The 19781-nt window shown below is 64.5% G+C and carries 16 protein-coding genes; 5 read left to right on the top strand and 11 right to left on the bottom strand.

Annotation, left to right across the window (positions count from 1 at the left end; all coding sequences use genetic code 11):
- Positions 1 to 10: 10 nt before the first annotated feature.
- Together GNT67_RS02815 and GNT67_RS02810 are read right to left on the bottom strand one after the other, a co-directional pair.
- Positions 11 to 1060: a GNAT family N-acetyltransferase gene (locus GNT67_RS02815; protein WP_159628381.1), complete on the bottom strand. Its 1050-nt coding sequence runs from the start codon at positions 1058 to 1060 to the stop codon at positions 11 to 13.
- Positions 1057 to 2241 carry a DegT/DnrJ/EryC1/StrS family aminotransferase gene (locus tag GNT67_RS02810; RefSeq protein ID WP_159628379.1) on the bottom strand — a complete coding sequence of 395 codons (1185 nt, stop codon included), beginning with the start codon at positions 2239 to 2241 and terminating at the stop codon, positions 1057 to 1059. Before GNT67_RS02810 ends, GNT67_RS02815 begins: the two co-directional genes overlap by 4 nt.
- A gap of 138 nt (positions 2242 to 2379) precedes the next feature.
- Between GNT67_RS02810 and GNT67_RS02805 the strand changes: the two genes are divergently transcribed.
- From GNT67_RS02805 to GNT67_RS02785, 5 genes are all read left to right on the top strand, one after another.
- Positions 2380 to 3972, top strand: coding sequence for an acyl-CoA ligase (AMP-forming), exosortase A system-associated (locus GNT67_RS02805; RefSeq protein ID WP_159628377.1), 1593 nt, complete (start codon positions 2380 to 2382; stop codon positions 3970 to 3972).
- Positions 3969 to 5201, top strand: a complete 1233-nt coding sequence (locus GNT67_RS02800; protein WP_159628375.1) for a pyridoxal-dependent decarboxylase, exosortase A system-associated — start codon at positions 3969 to 3971, stop codon at positions 5199 to 5201. Before GNT67_RS02805 ends, GNT67_RS02800 begins: the two co-directional genes overlap by 4 nt.
- A gap of 161 nt (positions 5202 to 5362) precedes the next feature.
- Entirely contained in the window at positions 5363 to 6310 is a 948-nt protein-coding gene (locus GNT67_RS02795) for a hypothetical protein (RefSeq protein WP_159628373.1), read from the top strand.
- Positions 6307 to 7350, top strand: a complete 1044-nt coding sequence (locus tag GNT67_RS02790; RefSeq protein ID WP_159628371.1) for a polysaccharide deacetylase family protein — start codon at positions 6307 to 6309, stop codon at positions 7348 to 7350. The genes GNT67_RS02795 and GNT67_RS02790 overlap by 4 nt, the downstream gene beginning before the upstream one ends.
- A 61-nt stretch (positions 7351 to 7411) precedes the next feature.
- Entirely contained in the window at positions 7412 to 8476 is a 1065-nt protein-coding gene (locus GNT67_RS02785; protein ID WP_159628369.1) for a sugar-transfer associated ATP-grasp domain-containing protein, read from the top strand.
- 6 nt (positions 8477 to 8482) lie between these two features.
- Here the strand turns inward: GNT67_RS02785 and GNT67_RS02780 are convergent, their stop codons facing one another.
- The 9 genes from GNT67_RS02780 to GNT67_RS02740 all read right to left on the bottom strand — a co-directional run bounded on the left by GNT67_RS02780 (position 8483) and on the right by GNT67_RS02740 (position 19780).
- Positions 8483 to 9994 (bottom strand): lipopolysaccharide biosynthesis protein, encoded by a 1512-nt coding sequence (locus tag GNT67_RS02780; RefSeq protein ID WP_159628367.1) that lies wholly within the window; start codon positions 9992 to 9994, stop codon positions 8483 to 8485.
- The gene (locus GNT67_RS02775; RefSeq protein ID WP_201447556.1) at positions 9991 to 11235 is read right to left on the bottom strand and encodes a glycosyltransferase; all 1245 of its coding nucleotides are present in this window, start codon (positions 11233 to 11235) and stop codon (positions 9991 to 9993) included. Before GNT67_RS02775 ends, GNT67_RS02780 begins: the two co-directional genes overlap by 4 nt.
- A 60-nt stretch (positions 11236 to 11295) precedes the next feature.
- A complete protein-coding gene (locus tag GNT67_RS02770) occupies positions 11296 to 12279 on the bottom strand; it encodes a polysaccharide deacetylase family protein (RefSeq protein WP_159628363.1) in 984 nt (327 codons plus the stop codon).
- 2 nt (positions 12280 to 12281) lie between these two features.
- Positions 12282 to 13640, bottom strand: a complete 1359-nt coding sequence (locus GNT67_RS02765; protein ID WP_159628361.1) for a putative O-glycosylation ligase, exosortase A system-associated — start codon at positions 13638 to 13640, stop codon at positions 12282 to 12284.
- Positions 13633 to 13794 carry a hypothetical protein gene (locus GNT67_RS02760; protein ID WP_159628359.1) on the bottom strand — a complete coding sequence of 54 codons (162 nt, stop codon included), beginning with the start codon at positions 13792 to 13794 and terminating at the stop codon, positions 13633 to 13635. Before GNT67_RS02760 ends, GNT67_RS02765 begins: the two co-directional genes overlap by 8 nt.
- Positions 13795 to 13918: 124 nt before the next feature.
- Positions 13919 to 15832 carry an XrtA/PEP-CTERM system amidotransferase gene (locus GNT67_RS02755; RefSeq protein WP_159628357.1) on the bottom strand — a complete coding sequence of 638 codons (1914 nt, stop codon included), beginning with the start codon at positions 15830 to 15832 and terminating at the stop codon, positions 13919 to 13921.
- On the bottom strand, positions 15820 to 17016 hold the full coding sequence (locus GNT67_RS02750) for a TIGR03088 family PEP-CTERM/XrtA system glycosyltransferase (protein ID WP_159628355.1): 1197 nt from the start codon (positions 17014 to 17016) through the stop codon (positions 15820 to 15822). The genes GNT67_RS02755 and GNT67_RS02750 overlap by 13 nt, the downstream gene beginning before the upstream one ends.
- 2 nt (positions 17017 to 17018) lie before the next feature.
- Positions 17019 to 18596: an exosortase A gene (xrtA, locus tag GNT67_RS02745; RefSeq protein ID WP_159628353.1), complete on the bottom strand. Its 1578-nt coding sequence runs from the start codon at positions 18594 to 18596 to the stop codon at positions 17019 to 17021.
- A complete protein-coding gene (locus tag GNT67_RS02740; protein WP_159628351.1) occupies positions 18587 to 19780 on the bottom strand; it encodes a TIGR03087 family PEP-CTERM/XrtA system glycosyltransferase in 1194 nt (397 codons plus the stop codon). The genes xrtA and GNT67_RS02740 overlap by 10 nt, the downstream gene beginning before the upstream one ends.
- Position 19781: the final 1 nt, after the last annotated feature.

Raw genomic sequence — 19781 nt, 5'->3', positions numbered from 1 at the left:
ATTGCTCCGTTCACTGCGCCGCCGGACGCGCGGCGATGCTCGATTCACGGATCGACTCGAGCATCGCCTGCAGGCGCCGTACCGCCGGCCAGCGGTAATAATTGATATGGTACATAGTGCGTACCTCCCCGGTCCAGCGCAGATGCCACTCCATCACGCGGCCATAGAACTCCAGGCGACTGAAGCGGCCCTCGTCGAACAGGCGGCGGCACGCTTCCTCGCGCATCAGCAGCGTGGGCGACAGGCCAGCGCCGACGCTTTCGTCGTAGGCCGTCTTGAGCACCACGATGCTGTCGCCATCTTCGACGCACAGGTCCATCGCCACCAACTGCTCGCCAAACCAGTAACGATACACGCTTGCCGCGCCGCGCGCTGACAGCGCCTCGAGCATGGCGCGATAATAGCGGCCCTGGGTATTATTGGCGTGTACCGCCGTGCCTTGCCCGGACTTCCAGCCGCTGCTCTCGAGTAGCCCGTACTGGGCCACCGCCGCCGCCATCGCAGCCGGTGTGCGCACGATCTCGAGGCGAGGCGCCACGCCCTCACGCTCCAGGCGCGCGCGCTGCTTTTTAAGGTTGGCGCGCAGGTTCTTGCCGCGCGCCTGCCAGTAGGCGTCGAAGCCACCCGCCAGCGTGACGCGCGCGGTGTCGATATAGTCCAGGGTGCGCAGCCGTGGCGAGTCGGGCGGGCGCGCCAGCAGCATCGGATCGGCCTGGGTCAGGCCGAGCACCAAAGGCAAGCCCGGCAAAGCGCGCAGCAAGCCAGCCAACAGCGGCGCCAGGGCCTGGTCCGGCGCCATCAGCCACAGGCCGAGCGGGGCCTGGCTCGGCTGCAGCGTGGCCCAGGCCCCACGTCCGCTGGGCGCCACCAGCGCCATCGCGAGCGTGACGCCCTGGCTTTCGCAGCAGGCCAGCAGCGTGCCGGGCCGCGCGAAGCATTCCACCAGCGGCGCCACGAAGTCGGCGTCCAGCAGCACGCTGGCGGGGCCGCGCGCATGCAGTGTGCGCCAGCGTTCGGCGAACTCGGGGAAGCGCGCCGCTGGAACCAACTGCCACTTCATGCTCCCACCGCCTTGCGGGTGGCTGCGATCAGCCAGTCGAGCTCGCGCGGCCGCAGCTCCTGGTGGCAGGGCAGGGCCAGCACGTGCTCCGACAGGTGGACGGCATTGGCACAAGTGGCGGCGTCGACGCCCTGCCACAGCGGACGCCCGAAGCGCAGCACCGGCACCTCGGCGCCGCCGAGGCGCGCGGCCAGGCGGTCGGGATCCTCCACCAGCAGCGGGTAGGCCCAGGGACAGACACCGTCCGGCAGCGTCGGATACAAGGGCCGGATACCGGGCAGGCAGCGCAGCGCCGCGTCCAAGCGCAGGTAGTGGGCACGGCGCAGCCTGGCGATGCGCGTGGCCGAGGACAGCCGCAGCAGCACGCGCGCGAACAATGATGAGCGCTTGTCGATCCAGGCCGGGTCGAGCGTGAAGCTGCTGTCGGACGAGGACGGCGCCAGCGCCGGCGCCGGCCCCGTGGACGCGCCGCGCGGCTTGCGCAATGCGTCCTTGAGCGCGAGCGCCGGCCACAGCAAGGCACGCAGGAGCGCCAGCCGCCCGTACTCGAAGCCGCGTTCGAGCGAATTGAGCGCGATCTTGGCCTCGAAGGCGACGCCGGCCGGTTGCAGGACGACCGTTGCCAGGTCATGGCGCGCCGAGACCAGCAGTCCGCCCTCGTAGACGGGCAGGAATTTCATGGTGCTGGCGATCGCATAGTCGCCGAACGACCCCAGCGGCCGGCCCGCATGGCTGCCGATGAAGGCATGCGCGCAATCTTCCAGCAATTGCAGGCCGTGTGCGTCGCACAGCGCCTGCAGCGGTGCCAGATCTTGCGGAAAGCCGAAATAATGGGTGGCCATCAGCACCTGTGCCTGCGGCGCCTTGGCCGCGATGTCCGCCAGGTCTGCTGCGCCGTCGGGCCCGACCCGATAGAACACCGGCACCGCACCGCGCCACAGCACCGGCGGGATCATCGACGGGCTGTGCCAGGCCGGTACCAGCACCCGGTCGCCGGCCTGGACGCCCATCGCGCGCAGGGCTAGCGCGATCGCCACTCGGCCGCTGGTGACGCAGCGCACGGCGCCGGCGTCGAGCACCGAGGGCAGGCCGGGGCCACGCGCGCGCCGCAGCGAGGTGGCCGACAGCACCGGTGCGATCGGAATCCGGGGGCGCGTTGATGAAGGGGCTACGGGGGGCATGCGGCGAGTATAGCGGCTGACGTGCAAAATTTGCCACGAATCATGGCTTTTGCGAGCCAGGCCAGGGCGGCGAGGGCGCACAAGCTGTTAAGATTGCGCCCTGCACGGCGGCCAGGACCGCACCCGAGAGACTAGACCATGCCCGACCTGATCCACGATTTCATTTTCGACTCCGCGCGCCGTACGCCCGGCGCCGAGGCACTCGTCCATGGCGCCCACCGGCTCGACTACGCCGCCCTGGCACGGCTGGTCGAACAGGCGTCTGGCACTTTTATTGCCGCCGGGGTGGAACGCGGCGAGCGGGTCGCCGTCTATCTCGACAAGCAGGTGGAGAATGTAGCGGCGCTGTTCGGCGCCGTAGCCGCCGGCGCCGTGTTCGTGCCGGTCAATCCGCTGCTCAAGGCGGACCAGGTGGCGTATATCCTGGCTGACTGCGCGGTGCGCTCGCTGGTGACCTCGCCCGAGCGCCTGGCGGGACTGGCCGCGGCGCTGGCCGATTGCCCGGCGCTGCGGTCGATCTTCGTCACCGGCGCGCCGGGGACGTATCCGGAGCTGGCAGCGCGCGGCATCGCCGTGCGCGCCTGGAGCGCGGGGCAGCCGGCCGCCGAGGCCGAGCTGGCGGTGCGGCGCGTCATCGACGCCGACCTGGCGGCCATCTTGTACACCTCGGGCAGTACCGGCAAGCCGAAGGGCGTCGTGCTGTCGCACCGGAACCTGGTGGCTGGCGCGCGCAGCGTGGCGGGCTACCTCGGCAACGGCCCGCATGACCGCATCCTGGCCGTGCTGCCGCTCAGCTTCGACTATGGCCTGAGCCAGCTGACCACGGCCTTCCTCAGTGGCGCCACAGTGGTGCTGATTAACCACCTGTTCGCGAAGGACATTCTGAAGGCGGTGGCGGCGGAGCGCATCACCGGCCTGGCGGCAGTGCCGCCGCTGTGGATCCAGCTCGCCGCGCTCGACTGGCCGCGCGACACCAGCCTGCGTTATTTGACCAATTCCGGAGGCGCCATGCCGGCCACCACGGTGACGGCGCTGCGCGCTGTCCTGCCGGACGCGCGGCTGTTCCTGATGTATGGCCTGACCGAGGCCTTCCGCTCGACCTACCTGCCGCCCGAGGAGCTGGACCGGCGCCCGGATTCGATGGGGCGCGCGATCCCCAACGCCGAGGTGCTGGTGGTGCGCCCGGACGGCACACCGTGCGCGCCGGACGAGCCGGGCGAACTGGTGCACCGCGGTGCACTGGTGGCGCTGGGCTACTGGAACGATCCGGCCAAGACCGCCGAGCGCTTCCGCCCGGCGCCAGGGCGCGATGCAGCGCTGCCGCTGGCCGAGATGGCGGTATGGTCGGGCGATACGGTGCGCATGGATGCCGAGGGCTACCTGTATTTCATCGGCCGCAGCGACGACATGATCAAGGTGTCGGGCTACCGCGTCAGTCCGAGCGAGGTCGAGGAAGCGGCCCACGCCAGCGGCCTGCTCGCAGAGGCGGTCGCTTTCGGCGTGCCGCACCCGGTCCTGGGCCAGGCCATCGTGCTGCTGGCGCAGCCACGCGAAGCGACCCTGGAGGCGGCCGCCTTGCTCAAGGAATGCCAGCGCCGCTTGCCGGCCTGGATGGTCCCGGCCCATATCGCCCTGCGCGTACAAGCCTTCCCGCGCAACCCGAACGGCAAGTTCGACCGCGTGCAGCTACGCGCCGCCTTCATTCACCTGTTCGGAGATTCTGCTCCATGAGTATCAAGCCGGCGCACGCCGCCCAGACCCTGTTTGCTGTGGTTGACAACTGCCTGCAGGTAGGCGGGATTGCTTTGACCCGCCTCGCGCAGCGGGTGGGCCAGACGCCGTTTTATGCCTACGACCGGGCCCTGGTCACGCAGCGCGTGCAGCTGCTGCGCCAGCACCTGCCGCCCGATATGGAGCTGCATTACTCGATCAAGGCCAATCCGATGCCGGCCCTGGTGCAGCATTTGTCGGGCCTGGTCGACGGCCTGGACGTCGCGTCGAGCGGCGAACTGAAGGTGGCGCTGGATACCGGGATCGCCCCGGAAAATATCAGCTTCGCCGGTCCCGGCAAGCGCGACGCCGAACTGGCCCAGGCGGTTGCCGCCGGGGTAAGCGTGCACGCCGAATCCGAGCGCGAAATCCGTTCACTGGCGCGCATCGGCGCCGAGCTGGGCATCGCGCCATTGCTGGTGTTGCGCATCAATCCAGATTTCGAGCTAAAGGGCTCGGGCATGCGCATGGGCGGCGGCGCCAAGCAGTTCGGAATCGATGCCGAGGACGCCCCGCGCCTGCTGGCGCTGGCCGGCCAGCTCGGCTTGGACGTGAGGGGCTTCCACATCTTCAGCGGCTCGCAGAGCCTGAAGGCAGATGCGATCGTGGAAACCCAGGCCCGGACGGTCAACCTGGCATTGGCGCTGGCGCAGGCCAGCCCGCATCCGGTGCGCACACTGAATATCGGCGGCGGCTTCGGCATTCCTTATTTCCCAGGCGAGATGCCGCTGGACCTGGCGCCGATCGGCGCCGGACTGCAGGTACAGGCAGCGCGCGTGCGAGCCGGGCTGCCGCAAGCGCGCCTGTCGATCGAGTTGGGACGCTACATCGTGGGCGAGGCCGGCGTCTACGTGGCGCGCGTGATCGACCGCAAGCTGTCGCGCGGCCAGGTGTTTTTGGTAACCGATGGTGGCCTGCATCATCATCTGGCGGCATCTGGAAATTTCGGCCAGGTGATCCGCAAGAATTACCCTGTCGCGATCGGCAACCGGGTCGACGCCGGGGAGCACGAGGTGGTGTCGGTCGTCGGTCCCCTATGTACTCCGCTCGACCTGCTGGCCGAGCGCATGGCGCTGCCGCATGCGGATGTTGGCGACTTGGTAGTGGTGTTCCAGTCGGGGGCCTATGGGCCGAGCGCCAGCCCGGCGGCTTTCCTCGGTCATCCGTCGGCGCCAGAGGTGCTGGTGTAAAACCTGTTACGCGTCGAATGGCGGTATCGGCCAGGCACACGGCTGAGTACTGAAGTGATGCTTTGGCAATATCTCGTCTATAATTCCTGTGCTCCGCACCGGGATGCGCCACATCGCGCGTGGCCGGCCTTCACTCTGCGGAGGGCTCCTGAGAACAAATAATGTCCGTAGAGAACTGCTCTGAACTGCATGCACGTCTGCGTGCCATCTTGCCGCTCAAGCTGTCCGACGCCACGCCACGTTTCAATCGGGATCTGGATGCGATCGGCCATTTCCTGGCCACGTTCTGCGCGCCTCCGCTTGGCGCAGGCTATCGTCATGTGCCGGCCTCGGCACGTCAGACGCTAGCTGCGCTCGTGGCGCGCGATGGCAAGCCTGGGGCCGAGCGCGACTTCCTGTTTGCCGCACTGCTGACCGCGATGGGCGAGACATTGGCGAACCCGGCTTTTGTACGCCTGCCACCGCGTGTGATTGGCCACCAGCTCAGGCATTACGAGCGCATCCTCAGCGATCCGGGGCCGACCCACGCAGCATGCACCCTGGACGATGACCTGTTCCTGAAAGATTTTGGACTGGCGACGCTGCGCATGATCGCCGCCGGCTCGAACCTGATCGATACCAATTCGGGCGTTGGCCGTTCGGTCCTCTGGAAAGCGGGCTGGTCTGCATTCATGGGCCGGCTGGCACTGTTCTTCCGTATCGGCGGATTCCGGCCCTTCCTTGAAATTCATGCGCACAAGTTCTACATGGCCGAATTCAATGAGGCGGGTCGCAACGAATGCTATCGTTGCTGCGCCGACCTGTACGAACACTATCCCATGGCGCGTGGCATGATTGCCGGCAGCTGGTTCTACGATCCGGCCGTCGCGACGGTCAGTCCGCACCTGGCCTACCTGCGCGAAGTGCCCCAGAAGGGCGGGGCACATGTGCTGTTCATGTCGTTCGACGAGGCAGCGCGCGGCAATGCACTGGCCAAGTCGGCGACCCGGAGGCGCTTGTTTGAAGCGGGTACCTACCGGCCAGCCGCCTACACCCTGGTCTGGCCGCGTGCGCGGCACCAGGAGTGGGCACAATATCATGCCGCCAAGGTCAATGGAGCGCCGACATGAGCCTGAAACTGAATGTCCTGCGCCTGGCGCGCGCCGTGGGGATCTTTGCCCTGTTCCGCCGCCTGACGCGCCACCGTGGACGCATCCTATGCTACCACGGTGGTGCGCTGGGTGATGAGCATCGGTACAACGGCAAGCTGTTCTGCCAAAGCCAGATGCTCAGGCAGCGCCTGGACTGGCTGCGCGCCAAGGGATTCGTGTCGGCCAGCCTGGACCAGATGGCGACGCCGAACGGCGCCTCCGGCGGCATCCCGCTTGCGATCACGCTCGATGACGGCTGGTATTCGAGCGAGGCCTGCCTGTTGCCACTTTTGGCTCAATATGGTCATCAACCGGTCCTGTACCTGCATACCGAGATCTGCGATACCGGTGCGCCGGTCGCAGGGGTGGTGCTGCGCTACCTAGTATGGAAGTCAGTCCTGCCCAAGGTCGAATTGGCTGGATTTGGCGTACCGCTCGATGGAAATTACGCGCTCGATGTGCGGGAAGAACGCGCGCGCCTGATCGAGAATGCCGATCGCTGGTTCGGCGCGCAGCCGCGCGATGCAGACGCCGTCACGACGGCACTCGAGCGCTTCGGCAGCGCGCTGGGCATCGATCCGGCTACCCTCGACCTGGCCTCGCGCCGGTTCAGCTACATGCGTCCGCACGAATTGCGCGCGGCTGCCGCGCGTGGCTGCCGGATCGAACTGCACGGGCGGGCACACCATTACTACAAGGGCGACCCGGATCGCAACCGCGCCAATATCGAGGCCTGTCGCCAGTACATCATGGCCGCCGGCCTACCGCGACCGCACCACTATTGCTATCCGAGTGGCGCCTACGACGCGGCGGCGGCGACCACTCTGGCCGCGCTCGACGTGCGCACCGCCACCACCTGTGTGCCGGGACTGACGCGCGGCGCAGGCGAGGACGAGCGCTATTTCCTGCCACGCTTCCTCGATGGCGGTAATGTCGACATGATCGAATTCGAGGCCGAGATGAGCGGCGTGCTCGAATTCGCGCGGTTCCTGGCGCGGCGCGACGGTGTACCGCGCTAGCCCGACCGGGGCCCCGCCATGCCCGCGGCGGGACTTTCCCAAACCGTCAACAAGGTAAGACATGAGCTTGCAAGCCATCAAAGACGTACGACAAGCATGGGCCACGTTGCGCACGCGCCCCGACCTGGAACACCTGCCGTTCTGGCGCCAGTCGATTGAAATGGCGGCCCTGTTTGCTTTGCGCGGCATCGGCCCGGGCTACTACCTCCAGGCGCGCTGGTGGCGGCCCGGGGTTCCGTTTGGGGACAAGTGGGCACATCTGAACCGCAAGGAATACAACGCATTCATCGATCGCTGGAACGCGCGCCCTTACCAGAAGAGTTCGCAACACAAGCTCATCGAAAAGGCCGTGCTGCAGCTGGTCGGCGTGCCGACGCCGGAATGCATCGGCTTCCTGCATCCGCAGCGTGGGGCGCGCACCGACGGTAGCTCCCTGCGCCAGCTGGAAGACCTCGAGCGCCTGTGTCGGGAATTGATGGGAAAGACCATTTGCTTCAAACCGGTCGAGGGCTATGGAGGCGTCGGTTTTTCTGCCTTTCGCATCGGGGCCGGTCCAACGTTGATCCACCCGGCCACCGGGCAAGAGACCAGCCTGCCCGACTGGTGGGAGCTGGCCGCACGCAACCATGAAGGCTATATCGTCGAGCACTACCTGGAACAGCATCCGGTGTTGTCGGCAATCCACCCGAGTTCGGTCAATACCCTGCGTATCTGGCTGTACCAGGCCCGCGGGGAAGTCAGGATTGCCGGCGCTTTCCTGCGCGTGGGACGCCATGGAAGCCTGGTCGACAACACCAGCAGCGGCGGCCTCTATTGCCCGGTCGATCTCGCTAGCGGCAAGTTGCTGCATGCCGCCAATGCGAAGAATCCGCTACAGACCATGAACCGGCATCCTGACACTGGCGGCCAGGTCGCGGGGGTGGCGCTGCCCTACTGGGCCGATTGCCAGGCCGTGGCCGCGCGCGCCATGCAGGCCTTCCCGAAAATGAACGTGGCCGGCGTCGATGTCGCGATCGCTGTCAATGGCCCCCACATGATCGAGCTGAACGTGCGCCCCGACCAGATCGGCTGCGCACGTATCAATCTTCCGCTCAGGCAGGTCGACCGCTGGATGCGGGAACCCTGAGCCCGCTCAACTCACCAGCTTGATCCGGATGCCGGCCTTGCCCAGCATGCCTTGCAAAGTCAGGAAAGCGTGGCGCTCGATGCCGGCGTTCTGCGCGAACAGCCGCCACAACAGGTAGAGCACCGGCACATAGACCAGGACGCCGACCGCGACGCACAGTAGCAAGGCCAGTACGTAGTCCAGGGTTTCGTGGCGCAGCACCAGTTGACTCTTCAGCGCCATCAATACCAGTGCCATGATACTGGCCGCCGCCAGCGGCCGCAGCAGTTCGCGCATGAAGGTGCTGCCGTCCAGGTCGAGGCAGCGGGCAACCAGTACCTGGTTAACCGGGATCATCAGCACGCCGGTGGCGAGATAGGCGCCGGCCGCACCCATCACACCCCACTCGATCGTGCTCGGAATCAGCACCAGCAGCAGGAAGGCGACCTGGATACATGAGATCCAGGTAATCCGGCGCACCTGGCCGAGGGCCAGGTAGATATAGGAAATGTTAGTCTGCACCGCCTTGATCACGCCGAACACCGCAAGCAACTGGATCACTGGAATGGCGCTTACCCATTTCCAGCCAAGTGCGGCGGGCACCAGCAGATCGGCGAGCATAATGATGCCGACCCCGCTTGGAATCGAGACCATGGCGATGGCGCCGATCACCTTCAGGAAGCTGGCGCGCAGTGCCGGAAGGTCGTGCGCGACCTTGGCGTAGCCGGGGAAGGCGGCGCGGTTGACTGGCGCTACCAGCTCATTCGAGGGCAGGTGGGCGATCTCGGTGGAAATCGAATAGATACCGACGGCATCGGCGCCGCTGCTGCGCGCCAGCAGGAATCCAGCGGCGCGGTTATGGATGAACTGGAAGAAGCTGTTCAGCATCAGCCATTTCGAGGTATGGAACATATCAACCTTGGCCTTGAGCGAAAAGCGCGGACGATAGGTGCTGACCACATACGAGAGCGCCAGCGAGAGCACGATGCCGGTCAGTTGGCCGATGACCAGCGCCCAGTAGCTGCGCAGATAGATCGCGAGCGGGATAGTGACCACCAGGCTTGCAAGGCGCTTGCTCATCAAGAATTTGAATTCCCGATCGAAACGCATTTCGCGTCGGAATGCGACGGTGCCAATGTTCGAGAAGCCTTCCAGCGCGAAACCCACCGCAAGTACATAGACAATGGCCTCGAGCCGTGGCTCGCGATAGAACGTGGCAGCTGGCGCAGCCAGCAGCATCAGGATCAGGGCACAGCCGACCGAGAAGATTACGCTGAAAGTCCATGCGGTATCGAATTCGTCGCGTCCGGCATTGGGATTCTGGATCAGCTGGATGTCAAAGCCGAATGACACGAGCAGGCTCAGCGCAGCCAACAGGATCATCGCCATCCCGACCAGGCCGAAATCGTGGGGGTCGAGCATGCGGGCCAGGATGACCGTGCTGACGACGGCAATGCTGCGATCGAGCATCTTGAACGCCACCATCCAGATCGCGCCCTTGGCGATCTGGCGGTTGACGTTCTCTTTTTGCTTGCTCATCGGCTTGCCTCATCGAATAGCACGGCCAGTTCGCCGGCCTTGTGGGTGCGGGTCGAGCGCGCGACGACCGCATCGCTCGCGACATAGGCGCTGCCACCACGAACTTCCGGAATGAAGCGGTCGAGGGCGTCGACGATGGCGTCGGTCTGGTCAGTAGCGACGATACCATCGAAGCCTGCTTCGCGCAGGATCGACGCAGTCTCGCCAGCCGGATCGACCAGCCCCAGGATCGGTTTGCGCGCCCGGAAGTACTCGTAGACCTTGGCCGGCACCTGGCTATTGAACGGCGTTCCCTGGAACAGCAGCAGCGCGTCGGCGCTCATCATTTCGGCCAGCGCCTCGCGGTAGGGGACCGGCGGCAGTACGGAGACGATATCGTCCACGCCCTGGCGCGTTACCTTGGCCCTGGTGCCGTTGATGTCACCTGGCGCGCGCAAGACCACACGTAGCGACGCCGCATCGATTCGACCAGCTGCTTTCAGCGCCGCCAGTGCCACCAGGAATGGCTCGGGATCGCGACCGTTGCGGTACAGGACGCCGCTATGCAGGAGTGTCACCGCTTGCTGCTGGCTGCGCATGGGCATCGTGTCGCCGATCAGGGCGCCGAATTCTTCCTCGTCGTAGCCGTTCTCGATCAGGCGCAGCTTGGCTGGGTCGATATCCGGGAAACGCATGCGGTAGTCGGCAAGTGCGCTCCGGGTGGTGAATACCGCGTAACGGCAGCGCAGCAAGGTCTGCCGTTCGAGCCAGCCATAGATGCCGCGCTGGCGCTTCGACACCGGATAGCTCGGTTGCAGCATGGGATCCCTGAAGTCGGCGATCCAGGGCAGGCCGGTCAGGCGCTGCAGCGTCAGGCCGATCAGGTGCGCGGTCGGTATCGGGAAGGTCGACCATAGCACCTGCGGCCGATGCTTGCGCACCAGGCGCAGGCCCGACAGCACACCATCGCACCACCAGCTGATCCAGCGGTCGGGAAGCGCCATCGTTTCCGGATAGCGTCCCTGCAAGCCGAGGTGGCGCTTGGTATCGAGCGCGAACGCACGCCGCACCACCATACTGGCTGGAATGCTGGCGAGCTGGGACGGGTTTTGCTGCAAATAAGCCCGTGGATGGGCTGACAAAACCATTGGTTCCCAGCCATGACGCACAAGATACTTTGAAAAACTCAAGGTCCGTTGGATGCCACTGCTTGCGGCCTGGGGCGGAAAGTGGAAGGCAATCAGTAATGCACGTTTACTCATGTTTCTATATCCATCTTGCAGGCGCAGACTCTGGGGAGGTCTAGATCGGTCTGGACCATCTCAGGGCGCCCCCGGCGCAAGCCAGCGCAACAGGCGTAGGCCAAATGTTAACGGGGCATCATCCCAAGGACGGCTGCGTGGCAGTTTGAACGGGTCATGGCAACGGCCGAATGAACCCGCGGCGGTGGTAAACGCAGCATCGAAGCCGGCTTTGCGCACCATGGCCACATGACGCTCGTCGAAATCCTTGCCGTCCTTGCCGTTGGGGTAGGCGAACAGGCGCACCGACTTGCCGATGATGGCTTCAAGCTGCGCCTTGCCACCCGCAATTTCATGCCATGCAGTTTGATCGTCCAAGCTGGTAAGGATGGGATGGGATACGGTATGTGCGCCGATATCGATGCCATGATGATTGAGATCAATAATCATGTCGCGTGTCAGCATTGGATCGTGCCGGGTTTCCTTGTCCGTTAGTCGATCGAGCCGGTCTACCAGATTATCACGGGCAGCTGGCGGCAGGTATTTGGACCGTTCGATGAGCAGTTCAAGCGAATGCCTGCGCTGCGCAAGATTGCGCAGCTGGTAAGTGCCAAGTCCAATGTCCTCCAGGTCGAGCTCTCCGGCCGGGAGAGCTTGTACCGTGGCGATGATGCGATCGTTCCACATGCTGCCCTGACCAATGTAGCCACTGGTCACGAACACAGTAGCAGGTAGCCCGAACTCGCGCAGTACGGGTAGTGCGAGCTCATGAATCGATCGATAACCGTCATCGAAGGTAATACAGACAGCGCGCTGCGGTACTTTGCCAACGGCGATTGCCCGCAATGCGTCATGGAGAGACATCACATGGAAACAGCGAGCCAGTAGTTCCATTTGCCAGCGAAACGTATCCACGTCCGGTTCGGATGCCAGCAGCGGTTCAGGGCTGTGCAGCACCCGGTGGTAGTTGATGACGCAGACACGATTCCTGCCGATGGTAGTGCCAAGGGCATTTCCGAGCGCACGCAGGGTCAGTCCAGTGAGCGGAGAGTGGGACGCGTGCATGATCATTGAATTGGCAAACTTGTTTTGGCGAGCTGGGAATGATCGATGGGCGCGGCCAGCGTCGCCGGGATTGCCGACGGCAGCACACGCTTTTCGAGTACGATCACGAGTCCGATCAAAGCGAAAATCAAATCGAAATAGGCAAAGCTGAGTGCGGCTGCGCCAACCGAGAATGCAAAAATACTAAGCTGGAGCATAGTCGCGAGCGTACGCAACCAATTGGGTGCGCCGCGCTGGCGGGCCTGGCGCGCCACGCTTCCGGCTTTGAGGAAAGCAGTCACCAGCATTGTCACATACAGCCCTAGACCGACAAATCCGTGCTCGCCCAGTACTTGGAAATAAACGCTATGCGCTGCACGTGCAAACTCGGTGTTGGGTAAACGATCTCCTGTATAAAACCACGGGTAAGAAAAAAAATCGCGTGAGAGTTCAAGCCATACCGCGAAATTCTCGAGTGATTTGAAGCCACCCCCAAAAAATGGGTTTTGCATTGCAAGGATGAAGCTCAGTTTCCAGGCCACGACTCGTCCCATGAAGGACGCGTCGTCGGTTGCAGTTTCGATCGTGTTGATGCGGCCGAGCCAATCATCGGAAGCAATCTGGGCGATGACGGCAATGAGGATTATTCCTAGAATACCAACTAAAATCTTGCGTTCGCTCTTGAGGAAAAGATAAGCAGCCAGAACGGTGAGCGCGATGAATCCGCCGCGCGACTGCGTACCTACGACACCGAAGACAAGCAGCGCCATGGTCCCCATTAAACCTAAGCGCATGATCTGCGATCTCTTCCCATACTCACCCAATAAATAGTAGCAAATTGGCAATGTCATGCAAAACGCAACCGCTAGCTCATTACGATCACCTAGGACGTGGCCAGACATTCCGTGAATCATGTGGTTACCACCAGATACGATGAATTTTAGCGATTCGAGATTGGCGTAAAATCCGACCGATAACACCACACATCCCAGCATAAAGTCGACATGCAGCTTTTTCTCAATGATAAGCAGGACGAATACGAATAGCGTAATAATTTTCGCGAAACGAGTCCAGATTTCCCAAGCCACATCAGGCCGCCCGATTGTGAACATCGTGCTGAACGTGGTCCATATGAAAAATAAGAAAACCAGGCATCCTAGCCCACCGGGCAAGAATTTTGGTTTATTTTTCATGACCATATAGGACAGGATAGATACTCCAGTAAATAGTAGATTGTAGCGGATGCTTGAAGCAGCACCGTAGACCCATGCGTTAGGGAAGAACAAAGCAGTCCATACCCACATACCGAGACCGATAAACGGCCGTTTGGCCATTAGGTATACTAGGAGTGGCAAAATACCGAGCATGAAAATATCACGCATGGTCGCGCTTCCGTGTCTGCTCGCGGCCAGCTTCAGGAGTTACTTGTTTACCGCCAGGCATATCGTCATGTTTTGAATTACTGTCTTCGCGAATGGCCCAGATGCAAAAGTACGCCACCAGGGCCAGATCGATTGCCCACAAAAGTGATTCCATTGTTATACCTTTGAGTACTCGCTGCGCGGGTAGTATGGCGCAACTATCGGATGATGCGCGCGTTCGGCGCAGTTGCATAGGCAAGCCGTCTCGACAGTCCGTATCGATTGCTGGAGCATTCTGGTCATTGCTGCATTGTTGCCGTGCCGGCTCCATTCTTGCGCAAGAATGCATCGAACATCAGCACCGACCACAGCGTCGTCGCATGGTCCTTGGTCCCAGCCTGGTGCTCGTCCACCATCTGCTTCAGGTAGGCGACATTGAAGATTCCGGTGTCGAGCAGTGCCGGATTGAGTACCGCGCGCTGCATGGTCTCACGCAGTGGTCCACGCAGCCAGGCCGCGAGCGGGATTGAAAACCCCATTTTCTTGCGGTACAGGATGTCGTCCGATAGGTAGGGCTGGAGCGCCTTCTTGAAAATGTGCTTTCCTTCGCCGTTGCGCAGCTTGCAGTCGGACGGCAATCCCGACACCCATTCGACGAACTGGTGGTCGAGCAGCGGCACCCGCACCTCGAGCGCATGCGCCATGCTGGCGCGGTCGACCTTGGTCAGGATATCGCCCGGCAGGTAAGTCTTCATGTCCAGGTACTGGATCAGCGACAGCGGATCGTCGGTCGGCGCCGCGTCGGCATAGCCGCGCATGACCTCGACCGCGCGGTAGCCCTGCAGGCGCTGGCGGAAGCTGTCCGAGAACAGCTGCTTGCGCTGGCGGTCGTTATTGATCGACACGCCATGGAAGTAGCCTTCGGTCAGGTCGCGCGCCAGCGCCTCGAAGGTGGTCTTGGCGCGCAGCACGCGCGGCGCCCAGTCGGCTTTCGGATAGGCCTTGCCCAGCAGGCCGAATACCGGTTTTCTCAGGGCCAGCGGCAGCATCGAACGCACGCGCTGCTCGCCCATCGCCATGCGGTGGCGGCGGTAGCCGGCAAAGTTCTCGTCGCCGCCGTCGCCCGACAGCGCCACCGTGACGCGCTTGCGCGCCAGCTGGCAGACCCGGTAGGTCGGGATCGCGGAGCTGTCGGCATATGGCTCGTCGTACAGGCCGGCCAGGGTGTCGATCAGGCCGTAGTCGTCCTTGTCGACGGTTTCGCACTGGTGGTTGGTCTGGTAGCGCTCGGCGACCTGGCGCGCGTATTCCGATTCGTCGAACGAGGGGTCGTTGAAGGCGATCGAGCAGGTGTTGACCGGCGCGCTGCCGACGCCGGCCATCATGGTCACGATCGAGCTCGAATCGACGCCGCCGGACAGGAAGGCGCCCAGCGGCACGTCGGCGATCAGGTGGCTTTCCACCGCCTCGCGCAGGCGGGCGATCAGTTCGCCTTCCATATCGCGCTCGGTCATCTGCTGGTGCGGCGTGAACGGCACGTCCCAGTACTGCTTCGACTTCGGCACCGGCTGGCCGACGCGCAAGGTGAGCGTGTGGCCCGGCAGCAGCTTGTGGGCGCCAGTGAAGATGGTGCGCGGTTCGGGCACGTAGCCGTAGGCGAAATACTCTTCGACCGCCAGCGGGCAGATCTCGCGCTTCAGGCCGGGCAGCGCCAGCAGCGACTTCAGTTCCGAGCCGAAGGCGAACATGCCGTCGTCGAGCAGCGCGTAGTGCATCGGCTTGATGCCGAGGCGGTCGCGCGCCATGAACAGGGTCTGTTGCGGACGGTCCCAGATCGCGAAGGCGAACATGCCGCGCAGGTGGTTCACGCACGCGTGGCCCCACTGCTCGTAGGCGTGGACGATGGTCTCGCTGTCGGAGGGTGTGCGGAACACATGGCCCAGCGCCTGCAGTTTGGTGCGCAGTTCGCGGAAATTATAGATTTCGCCATTGAAGACCAGCGCCAGCGTCTCGTCTTCGTTGAACAGCGGCTGCAGCCCGGCTTCCAGGGCGATGATCGACAGCCGCCGGTGGCCGAAGCCGAGTCCCGGCTCGAGGTGCAGGTCGCCTTCGACCGGTCCGCGGTGGAACTGGGTCTGGTTCATACGGTCGAGCAGGTCGCGCGCGATCTCGCGGCCGCCCTTCAGGTCAAGAATGCCAACTATTCCGCACATGGTGTGATCGCTTCATTTACTTTGTTCTTGGAGTGTAGCAGGCCGTCGTACAGCGCAAGATAGGCCTCCAGCATGGCCTGCATGCTGTATTGTCGTTCGACGCGCGCGCGCCCGGCCGCGCCATGGGCCTGGGCCAGGGCCCGATCGCGCACGTAGGCGGCCAGCGCCTGCGCCAGGGCCTGCGGGTTCGATGGCGGCACCAGGGCGCCATTGGCGCCGTCGGCCACCAGGTCGGGAATGCCGCCCACGGCGGTCGATACCACCGGCAGGCCGCTGGCCATCGCCTCGAGCAGCGTGACCGGCGTGCCTTCGGCGATCGACGACAGTGCGAACAGCGAGAAGCCGCGCATCACCGGCGCCACGTCGGCGCGCGCACCGGCCAGCCAGACCCGGTCCTGGAGGCCGTTCGCCGCCACTTGCGCCGCCAGCGACGCGCGCAAGGGGCCGTCGCCGACCAGCACCAGCCGCAGGGGCTCCTGCGGCAGCATGCGGCACAGCAGCGCGAAGGCGTCCACCAGGGTGGCCTGGTCCTTGACGTCCTGCAGCCGGCCCACGCTGCCGATCACGAAGGCGTGCGGATCGTCGTGCCAGGCTTCGGCGCCGGATTCGCCGGGCAGGGCCGGGCGAAAGCGCTCGGTGTCCACGCCGTTGTCGATCAGGCACAGCCGCCGCTCGGCGATGCCGACCGCGTCGCGCAGCCAGGCGTGCAGGTCGCGCGAGACCGGCACGATGCGGTCGATGCAGGGCGCCACCAGTCGCCGCAGCAGGTTGTGCTTGCGGTTCAGGCCCTGGGGGTCGCCGGCGTCGCGGCCGTGCTCGGCATGCACCCGCACCGGCACGCCCGCCAGCAGCGCGGTGGTCGCGTACTCGATCGTGCCCAGGTTATAGGTGTGCAGGATCGCCGGGCGCAGCCGGCGCAGCAGGTACCACAGGTCCAGGTGCGTGCGCGGCGCCGCGCCGGGCAGCTTGTGCAGCGCGAACAGCTCCACGCCGGGACGCGTGATGCGTGCGGCGAACTCGGTGTAGTCGGTCAGGCATACCACTGCATGCCGGTAGCGCTCGGCCGGCATGCGGTTGATGGCGTCGACCAGCAGCGTTTCCAGGCCGCCGATGTCGAGCCGGTAGATCAGGTGCACGACCAGCGGCGGCTGGCAGGCGTGCGCGGATGATGCGATTGCGGCCATGCTCAACGTTCCCGGGTCGCCTGCAGTGCGGTATCCACCGCGCCGAAGTGGCCTGCCACGAAGGCGCGCAGGGCGGCGCGCGCGGTTTTTGGATCGTCGTTATAGGGGACGGCCAGCAGCACCGCGGCGCCATCGTCGCCCTGGAACAGCAGGCGTCCCTGCGCCTGGCGCAGCTTGCCGGCCACGTTGCTGGTCAGGTAGTCGCCGTTGATCCACATGGTCTGCCATACCAGCAGCTTGCCATTGGAGCTGTTCAGGATGGTTTCGCGTAGCGGCAGTGCGCGTGCGCCAAACGTTTCGCTGCGGTTGCTGCTGGTCAGCGGATGGAAGGCGTCCTTGTTGCCGGTCAGGCGGTTCACGGAACTGATGAGGCCTTTCTGTTTGTCCTGGTTGCGGTAGTACAGGATTTCGAGACGCACCGGACGCTCGGCGCCCGGCACCTGCCAGGTACGCAGCAGGCGCGCATCCGGTTCCATGTAGCGTACCTGCCAGTCGGGGAAGTCGCTGGCCTGGGCCAGCCTGATGTCGGGTTCGCCCAGCTGGACCGGCGCCGGGTTGAGGTTGGCGCGCTCGTTGACGAAGGAGAAGGCGGGCCACAATGCCAGCAGTCCAATTACCACGACCGCCATCGGCATGAGGCGGGCAGCGCCAGCCCGGGCGCGGGCAGGCGCGTCCACGGCCGCGTCGATCGCCGCGTCAGCGCGCGGTTTGGCCGGGGCCGGTGTCTCGTCCTGGCGCCAGAAGCTGCCGAGCCAGAACATGATGAACATGATCAGGCCGAAGAACAGCCAGCCGTAGACCAGGTGATCGACGCCGGTCGCATGTTCCATGCTGCTGTAGTGGCCGATCATCACGATCATGTAGGCGCGCAGGCCATTGGCCACGATCGGCACCACGATCGACAGCGCGATGAACACCGCGCGCCGGCGGTTGCTGCTGTAGGTGAGGTAGGCATACAGGCTACCCAGCGTAATCGACGAGATCAGGTAGCGGATGCCGCTGCAGGCTTCCACCACCGACCACGAGCCGGTAGGCAGGTCGAAGCGGGTGCCGTTGCGCAGCACCGGGATGCCGGTAGCCTGCACTGCCCAAACCGTGAAATCGGCCGTGACATGGATCAGCGGGTCGATAAAAATTTCACCGAACGGTACCGCGAACAACAGAAACATCAACGGGAAGGCGAAGGCGCCCGCCAGGCGCGGGCCGAGCAGGGCCAGCGTCGCGGTCGGGATCATTGCCACGAAACAGTACTGCATCACCACCGAGACGTCGCCGAAACGGCCGGCCAGCCAACCGGCGCCCAGCACGGCCAGCAGCAGCAGGGCCGGCGGATACGGCACGGCAGGAAGCTGGCCGAAGCGTTCGCGCCGGCGCCAGATCAGCCACAGGCTGATCGGCAGGATGGCATAGCCATGGGCGAAGGTCTCGGAACTGTTCCAGGTCGCCACCATCGAGGCGACGGTGCCGTAGTACAGGGCGAACGGCGCCAGCATGGTCAGCACCAGCAGGGCCAGGGCGGGGCTGGGCGCGCTCGACAGGAGGGCGGCGCCAGGCGCCACGGGCGATGATTTCAGTAGCATTCGAGTCTCTCCCCGATGCAGGCCAGGTTGCTCGGCCAGCTGTAGTGGTGTTCGACCCTGGCGCGCGCGGCCAGGCCCATGGTGTTGTCATCGCGTCCGAGCAGCAACCAGACGGCGTCGGCGAAGTCCTGCGCATCGGCCGCCAGCAGCAGCTCGCGGCCCGGGTCGGCTGCAATGCCTTCGAGTGCCTGCGGCGAGACCACCACCGGCGTGGCCATCGCCATCGCCTCGAGCACCTTGTTCTGGATGCCGCGCGCAATGCGCAGCGGCGCCACCGCCACCCGCGCGTGGCGGATGTAGGGGCGCACATCGGGCACGGTGCCGGTGACGGTCACACCTGCCAGCTGGCCCAGCGCCTGGACCTGCGGCGCCGGGCGCGAGCCGACGATATAGAAGCGCAGCGCCGGATCTTGCCGGCGCAGCAGCGGGAACACCTCGTCGCAGAACCACTGCACCGCGTCGACATTCGGCCAGTAATCCATGGCGCCGGTAAACACCAGCGCCCGTTCGCCGGGGGCGTAGGGGTTGGCCAGCTCATGCTCGGGCGAAAAGTAATCGGTGTCGACGCCGTTGCTGAAGTGGCCGATGCGCGCCGTGCTTTCGGGCGCCAGCTGGCGGAACAGATCGGCCTCGGGACCCGAGACGAACAGCGAGGCGTCATACTCGCTGGCCACCTTGCGCTCGTAGCGCAGCAGCTGGCGCGCCTCGTGCCGGTACAGCCAGCTCATGGGCCAGGATTTCTTGTCGGCGTACTGGCGCCATTTGTCCGAATCGACGTCGCAGAAGTCGATCACGCGCCGCGCCTCGGGGACGTTGTCGGCGTACTGCGCCATCGCCGACGAGAACACCAGCACCCGCTTGATCGCATGCGCGGCAACGGTCTGGTCGACCCAGCGCTGCAGGCCGGCGTCCTGGTAGTAATCCAGTGACAGCGAACGGTTCTTGAGCAGCGCGCCCAGGCTGCGCACCCGTGCCAGCGTGGGATTCAAGGCCGCGAAATGGCTGCTGGCGCACATCGCTTCGACGGTCGGCACGTACTGCCAGTCGTCAGCGTCGTCCACGAACGTCGCCAGGTGCACCCGGTAGTCGCGCGCCAGGTGCTTGAGCAGGTTGTACGAGCGGATCTTGTCGCCCTTGTTGGGCGGGTAGGGGATGCGGTGGATCAGCAGCAGCAGGTCTTGCACG

Source organism: Massilia puerhi (assembly GCF_009861485.1).
Note: the sequence above shows the minus strand (reverse complement) of the source record. Positions and strands in the feature narration are given on the sequence as shown.